This is a genomic window from Curtobacterium sp. C2H10, assembly GCF_025407985.1.
GTDB lineage: Bacteria > Actinomycetota > Actinomycetes > Actinomycetales > Microbacteriaceae > Curtobacterium.
In genome coordinates this window covers 13,999-26,215 of the sequence record NZ_JABXGF010000011.1, presented here as the reverse complement: position 1 = coordinate 26,215, position 12,217 = coordinate 13,999, and the positions used below count along the sequence as shown (strand labels likewise).

At 70.5% G+C, this 12,217-nt stretch carries 14 protein-coding genes; 1 reads left to right on the top strand and 13 read right to left on the bottom strand.

The genetic code is table 11. From position 1 onward, the window contains the following. Positions 1 to 49: 49 nt before the first annotated feature. On the bottom strand, positions 50 to 844 hold the full coding sequence (locus tag HWD93_RS06900) for a phosphatase PAP2 family protein (RefSeq protein ID WP_181015154.1): 795 nt from the start codon (positions 842 to 844) through the stop codon (positions 50 to 52). 340 nt (positions 845 to 1,184) lie between these two features. Here HWD93_RS06900 and HWD93_RS06895 point away from each other — a divergent pair, with 340 nt between their 5' ends. Then, entirely contained in the window at positions 1,185 to 1,637 is a 453-nt protein-coding gene (locus HWD93_RS06895) for a DUF4383 domain-containing protein (protein WP_175473751.1), read from the top strand. A gap of 189 nt (positions 1,638 to 1,826) precedes the next feature. Here the strand turns inward: HWD93_RS06895 and HWD93_RS06890 are convergent, their stop codons facing one another. From HWD93_RS06890 to HWD93_RS06835, 12 genes are all read right to left on the bottom strand, one after another. Next, positions 1,827 to 3,149, bottom strand: a complete 1,323-nt coding sequence (locus HWD93_RS06890) for an ATP-dependent RecD-like DNA helicase (RefSeq protein ID WP_070417142.1) — start codon at positions 3,147 to 3,149, stop codon at positions 1,827 to 1,829. Further along, on the bottom strand, positions 3,146 to 5,080 hold the full coding sequence (locus HWD93_RS06885; RefSeq protein WP_092384772.1) for a cytochrome c oxidase assembly protein: 1,935 nt from the start codon (positions 5,078 to 5,080) through the stop codon (positions 3,146 to 3,148). Before HWD93_RS06885 ends, HWD93_RS06890 begins: the two co-directional genes overlap by 4 nt. 166 nt (positions 5,081 to 5,246) lie before the next feature. Next, positions 5,247 to 5,534, bottom strand: a complete 288-nt coding sequence (locus HWD93_RS06880; protein ID WP_022908191.1) for an HU family DNA-binding protein — start codon at positions 5,532 to 5,534, stop codon at positions 5,247 to 5,249. Between the two features lie 288 nt (positions 5,535 to 5,822). Beyond that, the gene (rpsN, locus tag HWD93_RS06875; protein ID WP_070417144.1) at positions 5,823 to 6,128 is read right to left on the bottom strand and encodes a 30S ribosomal protein S14; all 306 of its coding nucleotides are present in this window, start codon (positions 6,126 to 6,128) and stop codon (positions 5,823 to 5,825) included. Between the two features lie 2 nt (positions 6,129 to 6,130). Then, complete coding sequence (gene rpmG / locus HWD93_RS06870; RefSeq protein ID WP_022908193.1) at positions 6,131 to 6,301, bottom strand: 50S ribosomal protein L33; 171 nt, start codon at positions 6,299 to 6,301, stop codon at positions 6,131 to 6,133. Next, the gene (rpmB, locus tag HWD93_RS06865; protein ID WP_022903747.1) at positions 6,301 to 6,537 is read right to left on the bottom strand and encodes a 50S ribosomal protein L28; all 237 of its coding nucleotides are present in this window, start codon (positions 6,535 to 6,537) and stop codon (positions 6,301 to 6,303) included. The genes rpmG and rpmB overlap by 1 nt, the downstream gene beginning before the upstream one ends. A 425-nt stretch (positions 6,538 to 6,962) precedes the next feature. After that, positions 6,963 to 7,658, bottom strand: a complete 696-nt coding sequence (locus HWD93_RS06860) for an alpha/beta fold hydrolase (protein ID WP_261646421.1) — start codon at positions 7,656 to 7,658, stop codon at positions 6,963 to 6,965. Between the two features lie 10 nt (positions 7,659 to 7,668). Beyond that, on the bottom strand, positions 7,669 to 8,082 hold the full coding sequence (locus HWD93_RS06855) for a Fur family transcriptional regulator (RefSeq protein WP_070417146.1): 414 nt from the start codon (positions 8,080 to 8,082) through the stop codon (positions 7,669 to 7,671). Next, complete coding sequence (locus HWD93_RS06850) at positions 8,079 to 9,026, bottom strand: metal ABC transporter permease (RefSeq protein ID WP_261646420.1); 948 nt, start codon at positions 9,024 to 9,026, stop codon at positions 8,079 to 8,081. The genes HWD93_RS06855 and HWD93_RS06850 overlap by 4 nt, the downstream gene beginning before the upstream one ends. Continuing rightward, positions 9,026 to 9,907, bottom strand: a complete 882-nt coding sequence (locus tag HWD93_RS06845) for a metal ABC transporter ATP-binding protein (RefSeq protein ID WP_374115148.1) — start codon at positions 9,905 to 9,907, stop codon at positions 9,026 to 9,028. The genes HWD93_RS06850 and HWD93_RS06845 overlap by 1 nt, the downstream gene beginning before the upstream one ends. After that, positions 9,904 to 10,815 (bottom strand): metal ABC transporter solute-binding protein, Zn/Mn family, encoded by a 912-nt coding sequence (locus HWD93_RS06840; protein WP_261646419.1) that lies wholly within the window; start codon positions 10,813 to 10,815, stop codon positions 9,904 to 9,906. Before HWD93_RS06840 ends, HWD93_RS06845 begins: the two co-directional genes overlap by 4 nt. 115 nt (positions 10,816 to 10,930) lie before the next feature. Further along, the gene (locus tag HWD93_RS06835; RefSeq protein WP_070417148.1) at positions 10,931 to 12,196 is read right to left on the bottom strand and encodes a PTS transporter subunit EIIC; all 1,266 of its coding nucleotides are present in this window, start codon (positions 12,194 to 12,196) and stop codon (positions 10,931 to 10,933) included. Positions 12,197 to 12,217: the final 21 nt, after the last annotated feature.

The following is a 12,217-nucleotide window of genomic DNA, read 5'->3' as shown; positions in this document are numbered from 1 at the left end:
CGTCCGGTCCGGAGGCGTTACAGGCCTGTAACCCTTACGGATGCGATGGCTACCGGCCCGGGAGCGCCTCGGAGTCCGTCCGCGCCGCGTGGTGCATGCCGTCGGCGATCCACACGATCGTCACGACGGCCAGCACGCTCGCGCTCGACGCCATCCGGCCCGCGACGAGGATCGCACCGTGGTCGTGTGCCCCGCCCGAGATGCCGTACACGAGCGCCGCGACACCGACCAGGAACGTCACCCCGGTGGCGACGAGGAGGACCCAGGTCACCAACCGACGCGGACCACGGTGTCCGTCGCGGTCGCCGCGCGCGCCACGGTCGACCCGTGGTCCGAACGCCCGGACGGCCCCGACCCAGAAGAGCGCGATCGCGCACGCGCCGATGATGTCGCTGACCCGGTGCCAGCCGTAGACCACGGTCTGATTCGCGACGAAGACCGCGTAGGCGGCACCGACGATCACGACGAGCGGGCGGAACCGACGCGGCGTGACCATGAGCACGGCGAACAGGGCGGCGAGGGCGATCGTGGCGTGACCGGACGGGAACGAGTTCGGCGTGGTCGACTGGGCGATCTCCGGGCGCTCGGCGATACGCTTGACGAGCGTCGAGGTGGCCGCCGAAGCGAGTACGACGACACCGGCTCCGAGCCCCACTGCGAGCCGGCGCCGAGCGAGCGCGACGGCGGCGATCACGACCACGAGCAACAGGATCACCGGTACCGAGATGACGTTCAGGGCAGTGTCCGACGAGAACAGGTCGGATTCCCGGACCCCGCCGAGTGCGGCGTCCTCGACCCGCTGCCCCACCGGCGTCAGCACCGCCACCGCGTAGACGAGAGGCACGATCACGAACCCCAGAGCCGACAACAGTCCCCACCGCAACCGCCGTGAGACGCTCGGTCCACGCGACTCGGGTGCGCTGCGTTCGGGCGTTCGGGTCACCGGGCTGGTCCTCCTCGGGGTGCTGGTCGTCGGTGTCGTCGCACGCCTGTTCACGCGCGTGCGATTCGGACGGTCGGGGTCCGACACGATACCGTTGGGACGCCGGTCGGAGCCTGGGAACCGCGGGACAGCGACCTTCGGATCCGGCAACGCACCGACCGGCCGCGCGCGGGCGAACGCACCGGCGCGCATCGCCGGACCGACGTACACGGCGTCGGCTGCGTACGAGGAGGAAACCGAAGTGGCCATCAAGGAACCGAGCATCACCGCTTCCCCGAACCGCGGTCTCGCGCTCACCGTGGGCGCGCTGCTCCTCATCTGGGGCATCCTCGGGTTCTTCTTCGCCGCCGACGGCGACCCCGGCTTCTTCAGCCGCAAGGGCGGCATGCTCTGGAACGCGTTCGGCGTCAACCCGCCGCTGGCACTGCTGTGGGTCCTGCTCGCGGCCGTCCTGCTCATCGTCGGGCTCGGCAACACGATCGGGTCGCGGAACGCGAACGTCCTCGTGGGCGCCGTCCTCGTCGTGCTCGCGGTCTACGGCTTCGTGTTCGTGAACACCTCGGCGAACGTGTTCGCGCTCAACACGACCGACAACGTCTTCCACGCGATCGTCGGTGTCATCCTGCTCCTCACCGCGTTCGGCGCCGACAAAGAGAACCTCCGCGCGCTCCGTGCGGACACCGCTCGCGCCTGATCCAGCGCATCCCGACGCCCCGCCCGCCCCTCGTGGCCGGCGGGGCGTCGTGCGTCCGGGCCGCCGCACGCCTCGCCGTCGCGCGTCCCGGGCGTCGTGCGTCCGAGCCGGCGCACGTACTGGCCGGCGCGCGCCCTGGCCGTCGCACGCCCGGGCCGTCGCACGCCCGCGCCGTCGCGCGGGGGCGGGTCAGTCGCCGTCGTCGGCGTCCGGGGCGGGAGCGGGAGCCGCCTCGAGCTCCGTCGCCACCACCCGCGGCGCCTCGGACATGAACCGCCGGACGTCGAGATCAACGATGATGTCCTGCGGCCGCAGCGGACGCGTGAGGTACAGCCCCTCGAGCGAGGTCAGCCGTGACAGCGCCACGTACGTCTGCCCGGCGCTGAACACCCGGTTGCCGAGGTCGACCACCGCCCGGTCGTAGGTGCTGCCCTGCGACTTGTGGATCGTCACCGCCCACGCGAGCCGGAGCGGGAACTGCTGGAACTCGCCGACGGTGTCCTTCTTGAGTTCCTTCTTGTCGGCGTCGTAGGAGTACTTGAACTTCTCCCACACCGACGGCTGGACCTCGAACGACTCCCCGTCGACGTCCACCCACACGGTGTCGCGGATCGTCTGCACGACCCCCAGGGTGCCGTTCACCCAGCGCTGGTCGGGGTCATTGCGCAGGAACATCACGTGCGCGCCGGGCTTCAGCTCGAGGGCTTCGTCCGCCGGGAAGTTCCGTCCGCCGAAGTCGCCGTTGACGTCGGCCCGCGCGGTCCGCACCTTGCCGGGCAGCCGGTCGAGCGCGGCCTTGTTGATGCGCGCCACGGTGTCGTTCCGGGTCGCCAGGGTGATCGCGTCGTCCGGGGCGGGTCGGGCGCCCGCCGCGTTGAGCTGCCCGGCGACGTCGGCCGTCACGCGCCCGTGCCGCACGGCCGTCAGCATCGCGGCGAAGGCGTCGTCGCGCTGTCGGTGGACGGTCGCGAGCTCGACGATGTTGAGCTCCGCCTCGAGCCAGACCTTGGCGTCGAAGAACCACATCGAGCGGTAGTGGTCGGTGAAGTACGCGCGCTCGTCCCCGTCGCCCGGCACCGGCGGCAGCTGGTACGGGTCGCCGAACATGACCACCTGCACGCCGCCGAACGCCTCGAACTGACGCCCGCGGGCCTTGCGCAGCGAGCGGTCCATCGCGTCGAGGAGGTCGGCGTTCACCATCGAGACCTCGTCGATCACGAGGGTGTCGATCGTGTTGAGGAGCTTGCGGGTGTCCGGCCCCTGCCGGAGTTCAGCGTCGGCGATGAGCCCGATCGGCAGGCGGAAGAGCGAGTGGATCGTCTGCCCACCGACGTTCAGCGCCGCGACACCGGTCGGCGCGCAGATCACGACCTGCTTCTCGGTGTTCCACGAAAGGTGGTTCAGGAGCGTCGACTTGCCCGTCCCCGCACGCCCGGTGATGAACACGTGGTCGCGGGTGTGCTCGATGTACTCGAAGACGGCCCGCTGCTCGGCACTGAGCTCGACGCTCATCGGGTCGCCACCCGGTCGTCGCTGCGCGGTCCGTCGACGGCGGGCTCCGCCACGGCGCGGCGCACCCGGACCAGCACCACCACGACGACGGTCACGACGACGGCGACACCGGCGACCACGAGCAGCGCGCCCGCGCGGGCCTGGTCGACGAGCGGATCCGGTCCCCACGTCCGGCCCATCGCACCGAACCACGACGCCTGCAGGAGCCCGAGCGGCCCGCGCATCGCGATGCCGAGCGACACCAGACCGGCCGCGACGACGACCGCCCCGGCGATCCGGACGAGCGCCGCGGGCATCGAAGCGCGCCGGGCGCCGACCGCGATCGGCGTGAGCAGGGTGGGGACGGCGAGGAGCCCGACGAGCAGGAACCCGACGTCGATCACGGTGCGGCCCGTCGAGTCGCTGACCGACCACCGGAGTGCGTCGGTCACGAAGAACGCCCACCACGCCGCCGCCAGGAACAGGAACGCCGGGAACGGCTGCACGAGGTACCGCACCGCCTGGTTGTCGACCAGGACGCCCGTCCACTCGCGGACACCGGTGCTGCCGTCGTCGCGGGGGTGCACGGCGGCACGGATGAGCTGCACGGGTGCCGACGCCCAGACGAGCGCCGGCACGACGAGCCCGAGGAGCACGTGCGACCCGACGTTGGCGGACACGAGGAAGCGGTCGTAGGTGTGCAGCGAGCCCGACGTCGCGACGACGAGCGAGACGATCGCGATGCCGGCGGCGACCGTCCGACGCACGGGCCAGCGCACACCGGCGCGACGCAGGCGGACGATGCCGGCGGTGTACGTCGCTGCGAGCAGGACAGCGGCCATCAGCCAGAACAGGTCGATGTTCCACGCCGTCAACCATCCCCAGGCACCCGGAGCGTGCGGCAGGGCGTCGTCGGTCAGCAACTCTGCCGGCGACGGGTTCGTGGTCTTGCTCAGCGCGACCTGGTCGACGGGGGTCGCGGTGCGGCCGAGTGCCGCGGCGAACCCGCTGGCGACGCCCATCACGGCGAGCTCCGCCACGACGAGGAACCAGAACGGACGACGGCGCTCGGGGGCGGTGCTGAGCGCGCGGATCGCCCGTCGACGCTGCACGACCCCGAGCACACCCATCGCGACGATGGCCGCGATCTTCACGAGCACCAGGACCCCGTACGCGGTGAAGAGGTTCGAGAGCGCCCCGACCCGGATCTGCGCCGAGGCCACACCGGACACGGCGACGAGCACGAAGCACCCGAGCGCGATGCTCGAGTAGCGCCCGACGACGACGGCCAGGCGGTCGCCGTCGATCACCGGGCGCAACAGCACGAGCATCACGAGTCCGCCGACCCAGAGTGCGGCGCCGACCAGGTGCAGCCCGAGTGCGGTGACGGCCGCGTCGTGGCTCGCCGTGCCCGCGGCGTGCCCCTGCTGGGCGAGCGGGACGAGCCCGATCATCGCGACGCCCGCGGTCAGGGCGACCATCCCGCGGGAGCGCACGGCGAAGCACAGCACCGTGACGGCCGCGGCGACGAGGACGGTGACGAGCCACGCGAGGCCGAGGTCCGTCCCGGTGAGGAACACCCCCATCGACTGCCCGAACTGCTCGTCGATGCTGATCTTCGAGCCGGCGACGCTGAGGAAGGTGAAGAACGTCGTCACGGCCGACGACACGGTCCAGACACCCGCCGCACCGGCGGCCACGTCGATCGCGCGGTTCCACTCGGGCGCGGTGCGGGACAGCCCGACGGTCGCGAGTGCGAGACCACCGATCGCGGCCGCGGCGGAGAGGTCGACCACCAGTCGGGCGATCGGCAAGCCGAACCGGACGACGGCGCCGGGGTCGGCGATGAGCGCAGCGTTCGCGCCGCCCCCGATGACGAGGGCGACGAGGAGTGACACGAACCCGACGAGCAGCAGCACGGCGGGGCCGGCGATGCGCGCGATCCGATTCACCCGTCAAGCCTAGGCGCTGCCCCACCCGGCCACGGAATCGAGCGGGGGGACCTGTGGAGGGCGATCCGCGCCTCCTGGATGTGGAGGACCGACCACGGACCCAACGCAGGCCGGGAACGACGAAAGGGACGGCCGAAGCCGTCCCTTTCGTGGCGCGGGAGCAGTCTTACTTGACGGCAGCCTTGAGCTTCGAGCCGGCGCTGACCTTGACCGAGTCGCTCGCGGCGATCTCGATGGCCTCGCCGGTCTGCGGGTTGCGGCCGGTGCGGGCGGCACGGTGGGTCTTCTCGAAGGCGATCCAACCGGGGATCGTGACCTTGGTGCCGTCGGCGACCGAGCCGGAGACGACGGAGAAGAGCGCGTCGACGACGCCGTTGACGGTGGCCTGGCTCTGGCCGGACTCAGCGGCGACGGCAGCGACGAGCTCGGTGCGGTTCAGGGACTTGTCAGCCATGGATGTCCTCCTCGGACTTCTTGCAGTATCGGTCGGACGACTTCTCGTCCGGCGCCCGGAGCGGGTGCTCCGTGCCACGGTGCCGGTGGGCGCGAGACCCTGCGGAACCGGAGTCGAACGTACCAGCCACCAGGGACGAAACCAGCCGACTCGCCCGGATTTCCGGGGTTGTCGGGGTACTGGAGGGGCGGAAGTGACCGATGTGACGAAGATGTCCCCCGAAACGGTGCGGGAACGGCGAACGCCCCGCCACCACTGGGGTGACGGGGCGTCCGCGGAAGCTGGTGCTTACCAGGAGCTCTTCGTGATGCCCGGCAGCTCGCCACGGTGGGCCATGTCGCGGAAGCGGACACGGCTGATGCCGAACTCACCGAGGTGGCCACGGGGGCGACCGTCGATGGCGTCGCGGTTGCGGTAGCGGACCGGCGACGCGTCGCGCGGGAGCTTCTGCAGGCCGACGCGGGCGGCCTCACGCGACTCGTCGGAGCCGTTCGGGTCCACGAGGGCCTTCTTCAGCTCGAGACGACGCTCGGCGTAGCGCGCGATGATCTCGGCGCGCTGGTTGTTCTTCGCGATCTTGCTCTTCTTCGCCATGCTTAGCGCTCCTCACGGAAGTCGACGTGCTTGCGGATCACCGGGTCGTACTTCTTCAGCACGAGGCGGTCCGGGTTGTTGCGACGGTTCTTCTTGGTCACGTAGGTGAACCCGGTGCCCGCCGTGGAGCGGAGCTTGATGATCGGACGAACGTCCTGACCCTTCTTGGCCATCAGATCTTCTCCCCACGGGCGAGGAGATCCTTGACGACGGACTCGATGCCGCGTGCGTCGATCACCTTGATGCCCTTCGCGCTGAGCGTGAGCGTGACGTTACGACGAAGCGAGGGCACGTAGTACGTCTTCTTCTGCACGTTCGGGTCGAAGCGACGCTTCGTCCGGCGGTGCGAGTGCGAGATGTTGTGTCCGAAGCCGGGGGTGGCTCCGGTCACCTGGCACACTGCTGCCATGGTTTCCTCCTGAGGTACCGTGCGACCGGACGGCCGCACCCAAGGTCACTTGCCTGGCGCGCACGCGCTGCGTCGCCGAGCGACGGAGCGAGGGGGTTGTGCGCACCGCCCAGGCCCGCGATCCCTGTCGAAGGGGCCGTGGACACCGCGCGACCGCGGCGTACGCGACGGTCGGAGGGCTTCGAACAACTGGGCTCGCCACGCGGACGCGGAGAACCAAAGATCAAGCGTACGCGACGACCGGGCGTGTCGCAAACTGCCGCAGCTGCGTGGGTCGCCCTGGAGGCGCGCCCCACCTCCGGCGGGCGCGTTCGTGAGCAGAAATGGTCGGGTCACGGTCGGCCACCCGACACCTTCTGCTCACCAAGTGAGCGCGGCGCCCCGCGGGCGCGCCGGCGCGCAGGGCGCCCCGGGGGCGCCCCGCGCTACGGCGCCTCGGCCGGCCTCGGCGCCAGCGCCTGCACCATGAGCTCGCCGAGCTCCCGCGGCGCCGTGAACATCGGCCAGTGCCCCGTCTCGAGCCCCAGGATCGCGAGCTCCTCCGTCGCCACGAGCTCCGCTGCCCAGGCCTGGTGGTCGGCCACCATCGTCGCGAGGTCCGCCGCCGGGATCTCGCACGTGATCACCGTCGCCGGGATCGTGTGCCGCGCGGCGTCGGCGTAGTGGAACCGGTCGGACGGCACCGCAGCGGGCTCCGGGATCGCGCGGTGCTCGAACTCCGACCGCAGTGCCGGTGTCATCCCCCGCACGGTCGCCGGCTCCCACACGTCCCACGAGGGCAGCGGCACGACACCGTCCAGCACGGGCAGCTCGTCGTTGACGCAGCCGCCCTCGGGCCCCGGGAAGGTGTCGACGTAGAGCAGGTGCGCGACGAGCGAGGGCCGCTGGTCGGCGGCCATGTACGCGATCGGCCCCGCGCCGGAGTGTCCCGCCAGCACCACGGGCTCCTCCGGCGTCGCGACGTCGTCGAGCTTCTCGACCAGGGCGGCCACCTGCTCGTCGAGCGTGTCGCCGTCGCGGGTGACCGCCTCGACCGAGTGGCCCGCTGCTCGGAGCACCGGGGCCACCTCGTCCCAGGCGCTCGCGTCGAGCCAGAAGCCGGGCACCAGGATCACGTGCATGAGGCGGAGACTACGCGCCGGTGCGCGCGGCCGTGCAGGACGCGCACTCCCCGAAGATGTCCACCACGTGGCTGGCGTTCGTGAACCCGTTCGCCGCCGCGACCTCCTGCGCCCACCGCTCCACCGGATCCGCCTCGATCTCGACCGTGCGGCCGCAGTTCCGGCAGATCAGGTGGTGGTGGTGCGCGTCGGTCGTGCACGCGCGGTACAGCGATTCACCGTCCTGCTGCAGCGAGTCGGCGTCGCCCTCGGTCGCCAGGTCGGAGAGCGCCCGGTAGACGGTCGCGAGTCCGATCGTGGAGCCGTCGTCCCGCAGGTGCTGGTGCAACGCCTGCGCGCTGACGAACCCCTCGGTGCTGGACAACGCGGTGCGCACCGCTTCGCGCTGCCACGTGTTCCGCTTCGGCTTCTGCACGGCGTTCATGCGGTCGCTCCTTCCTTCCGGCCGGCGGCGGACCGGTGGTCCGCATCGTCGGCCTGGAGGCGCGGTGCGCCTCCGTCACGCTGGTCACGGCGCACGATCCGGTCGCGTCCGCGCTTGTCCTTGCGTCCGCCGACGATCCGGCAGACCACCCAGATCACGAACGAGATCGTCGTGACGTACGGGCTGATGGGGAGCCCCCCGCCGAGGGCGAGCAGGATGCCGCCGACGACCGAGACGACGGCGAACACCGTCGACAGGACCGGGACGACGACCGGGTGGGAGCTGAGGCGCAGGGCAGCGGCCGCGGGGGTGACGAGCAGCGAGAGCACGAGCAGCGCGCCGACGATCTGCACCGACACCGCGGTCGCGAGTCCGAGCACGAGCATGAACACGAGCGCCAGCGTCCGGACCGGCACCCCGGCGGCAGCGGCCACGTCGGGGTCGACCGACGAGAACATCAGCGGGCGCCAGATCACGAGCAGCGTCACGACGACGATCGCCGCGACGACGACGAGGAGCGTCAGCTGCGGGTTGTCGACCGAGACGATCTGCCCGGTGAGCAGGCCGAACTTGTTCGCGGCGCGGCCCTTGTAGAGCGCGAGGCAGAGGATGCCGAGGCCGAGGCCGAACGGCATGAGCACGGCGATGATCGAGTTGCGGTCCCGCGCCCTCGACCCGAGCAGCCCGATGAGCAGCGCCGCGATCACCGACCCGACGAGCGACCCGGTCACCACGTTCACCCCGAGCAGCAGCGATGCCGAGGCGCCGGCGAACGAGAGCTCCGAGATGCCGTGCACGGCGAAGGGCATGTTCCGTGCGACGACGAACGGCCCGATGAGCCCGCCGACGATGCCGAGCACCGCGCCGGCCCAGATCGAGTTCTGCACGAGCACGACGAGCTCGCCGTAGTCCTGGAAGGAGAAGACCTGCGACCAGATGTCCATCAGATCCGCCCGTCGTCCGGCGTCGCGGCGTTCGGGTCCGCGTCGCAGTGGTGGTCGTGCGCGTCGTTCGCGCCCACGATGACGATCCGCCCCATCGTGCGGACGACGTCGACGGGGGTGCCGTACAGGTCGGAGAGCACGTCCGTGCGGAGGACCTCGTCGGGGGATCCGATCCGGAACCGCCCGCCGGCGATGTAGAGCACCCGGTCGACGACGTCGAGGATCGGGTTCACGTCGTGGGTGACGAACAGCACGGCCGCGTCCTGCTGCCGACGCTGCCGGTCGATGAGCTCGGTGACGCCGCGCTGGTGCCGGAGGTCGAGCGAGATGAGCGGCTCGTCGCAGAGGAGCAGCGCGGGGTCGGCGGCGATGGCCTGCCCGACGCGGGTGCGCTGCTGCTCGCCGCCGGACAGCTCGGCGACCGGGGCGTCCGCGAACGCGGTGGCCCCGACCTCGTCGAGGATGCGATCGACCCGGGACCGTTCGGCACGGCTCGCGGGCTTGATGCCCCACCGGGAGCCGGTCACGCCCTGCGCGATCATGTCCCGCGCCCGGAGCGGGGTGCCCGCGTCCATCAGGCGCTGCTGCGGGATGTACCCGATCTTGCGGTGCCCGCGCCGGACGGGCTGCCCGAGGAACGACATCGTGCCGCTCGTCAGCCGCTGCTGCCCGAGGACCGTGCGGAGGAGCGAGGTCTTGCCCGCCCCGTTCGGCCCGAGCACCGCGACGAACTCGCCCGGCGCCAGGTCGAGGTCGAGGTGCGACCAGAGTGCACGGGAGCCGTACGACAGCCCGGCGTCGCGGAGTTCGAGCACGGCGGGACCGCCACTGCCCGGGGCAGTGGCGGTCCGCTCGGTCGTCGGGTGGGAGACGGTGGTCACTTCTGGAGCGCCGCCTGCACCTGGTCGATGTTCGCCTGCTGCCACGAGACGTAATCCTCCCCCTTCGGGAGCGTCTCCGTGACACCGACGACCGGGACGCCGTTCTCGTCGGCGGCCTTCTTGACCTCCTCCGTCTCCGGGCTGGAGGTCTGGTCGTTGTAGGCGAGGAGCTTCACGGTCTTGTTCGTGAACAGCTTGAGCGTGTCGTTGAGCGCCGCCGGCGGCACGTCGTCGCCTTCCTCGATCGCCTCGGAGAAGGCGTCGGGCGTGACGTTGTCGAGGCCGATCGCGTCGAAGAGGTACCCCGGGACCGGCTCGGTGTACGCGACCTTCTCGCCGCCGTACGTCTTCTCGAGCTCGGCCGTCTTCGCCTCGAGCCCCTCGAGCTTCGTCGTCAGGGCGTCGGCGTTCTTCGTGAAGGTGTCTGCGTCCGCCCGGTCGAGGTCGCCGAGCCGCTTCGCCACGTCGTCGGCGAGCTTCACCATCGTCGGGTAGCTGTAGAACACGTGCTCGTTGAACTCGGCGTCGCCGCCCTTGTCGAGACCGGAGAGCTCGACGACGTTGATCGTGTCCGCCTTCGTGCTGGACGCGTCGGCGAGGGTCGTCATGAAGTCGTCGTACCCGCCGCCGTTCTCGATGAGGAGGTCGGCCTTGGACACCGCGAGCTGTGTCGTTGCGCTCGACTCGAACGAGTGGGGGTCCTGCGACGGGTCGTCCAGGATGCTCGTGACGGAGACGTGGTCGCCGCCGATCGCCTCGACGATCGAGCCGTAGACGTTGGTGGAGGCGACGACCCGGACGGTGCCGTCGCCCGAGGCGTCGCCGGAGGCGGAGGACGTCGCGCAGCCCGTCAGGGCGAGCGCGGCGGCGCCGGCGACGAGCGGCAGGGCGAGGAGACGGTTGTGCATGTCGACGAGCGTAGGGCTAGTTGATAACGGTTGTCAAAACCAGTATCAGCCGGATGACGGACGGGAGGCGCGGTGCCAGTCGGCACCGCGCCTCCAGTCCGTCAGGTGGTGACGACTACGGCTTCGTGGCCGCCTCGATCGTGTTCTCCGCGATCGTGTCGTCCTCACGCCCGGGCGTGCGGAGGTTCCACTTCTTGATCACGAAACTGAACAGGAAGTAGTAGATCACCGCGTAGCCGAGGCCGATCGGGATGAGCCAGATGGCCCCGTCCGCCTTGCCGAAGTTCAGCACGAAGTCGATCGCGCCGGCCGAGAACGAGAAGCCGTCGTGGATCCCGAGCGCGTTCACCAGCGCCAGCGAGGTACCCGTGAGGACCGCGTGGATGATGTAGAGCGGGAACGCGACGAACATGAACGAGTACTCGAGGGGCTCGGTGATGCCGGTCACGAACGAGGTGAGCGCGGCCGAGAGCATGATGCCGCCGACGAGCTTGCGGTTCTGCGGCTTGGCGTTGCGCCAGATCGCCAGGGCACCGGCCGGCAGGGCGAACATCATGATCGGGAAGAAGCCGGTCTGGAAGATGCCGGCCGTCGGGTCGCCGGCGAGGAACCGGGCGATGTCACCGTGGTAGGTCGTGCCGCCGGTGGTGAAGCTGCCGAGCTGGAACCACGGGAAGAAGTTCAGCAGCTGGTGCAGCCCGATCGGGATGAGCATGCGGTTGACGAACCCGAAGATGCCACCGCCGATGACGGCGTTGTCCGCCACGGCCTGGCCGGCAGCGGTCAGGGCGATGTCGAAGTACCGGTAGAAGAACGACATCACGACGGCGATGAGGAGACCGGCGACCGCGGTGAGGATCGGCACCAGGCGGCGCCCGGAGAAGAAGCCGAGGAAGTCGGGCATCTTCGTCCGGTGGAACTTCTCCCACAGGAACGCCGACACGAGCCCCATCACGATGCCGCCGAGGACACCGAAGTTGATCGTGGCCTGGTTGCCGTTCGCGTCCTTCACCCCGTCGAGCACGATCGGGGACATGGCCGCGAACACCTGGTACATGACCATGTAGCCGACGACCGCGGCGAGCGCCGTGGTGCCGTCCGACTTCTTCGCCCAGCCGATCGCGATGCCGACGGCGAAGAGCAGCGGCAGCCAGGTGAAGACACCGTTGCCGGCGGCGGCGATGATCGTCGCGCCCTTCTCGAAGCCGGGGATCGCTCCGAGCATGTCGGCCTGGCCGAGGCGGAGCAGGATGCCCGCTGCCGGCATGACCGCGATCGGCAGGAGCAGGCTCCGGCCGAGGCGCTGGGCGTTGGCGAAGACGCGCGACTGCTTCTTCGGGGTCTTCTTCTCCGGCACATCCGTGGCAGTGGTGGTGCTCATCGGAGGTCCTCTCGTCGTTGG

Bases quoted from the DNA above. Each gene is read 5' to 3' on its own strand.
- HWD93_RS06835 (WP_070417148.1), bottom strand. From the start codon at position 12,196: ATGAGCACCACCACTGCCACGGATGTGCCGGAGAAGAAGACCCCGAAG.
- HWD93_RS06890 (WP_070417142.1), bottom strand. From the start codon at position 3,149: ATGAGCGTCGAGCTCAGTGCCGAGCAGCGGGCCGTCTTCGAGTACATC.
- rpmG (WP_022908193.1), bottom strand. From the start codon at position 6,301: ATGGCCAAGAAGGGTCAGGACGTTCGTCCGATCATCAAGCTCCGCTCC.
- HWD93_RS06840 (WP_261646419.1), bottom strand. From the start codon at position 10,815: ATGCACAACCGTCTCCTCGCCCTGCCGCTCGTCGCCGGCGCCGCCGCG.
- HWD93_RS06860 (WP_261646421.1), bottom strand. From the start codon at position 7,658: ATGCACGTGATCCTGGTGCCCGGCTTCTGGCTCGACGCGAGCGCCTGG.
- HWD93_RS06850 (WP_261646420.1), bottom strand. From the start codon at position 9,026: ATGGACATCTGGTCGCAGGTCTTCTCCTTCCAGGACTACGGCGAGCTC.
- rpmB (WP_022903747.1), bottom strand. From the start codon at position 6,537: ATGGCAGCAGTGTGCCAGGTGACCGGAGCCACCCCCGGCTTCGGACAC.
- HWD93_RS06855 (WP_070417146.1), bottom strand. From the start codon at position 8,082: ATGAACGCCGTGCAGAAGCCGAAGCGGAACACGTGGCAGCGCGAAGCG.
- HWD93_RS06880 (WP_022908191.1), bottom strand. From the start codon at position 5,534: ATGGCTGACAAGTCCCTGAACCGCACCGAGCTCGTCGCTGCCGTCGCC.
- rpsN (WP_070417144.1), bottom strand. From the start codon at position 6,128: ATGGCGAAGAAGAGCAAGATCGCGAAGAACAACCAGCGCGCCGAGATC.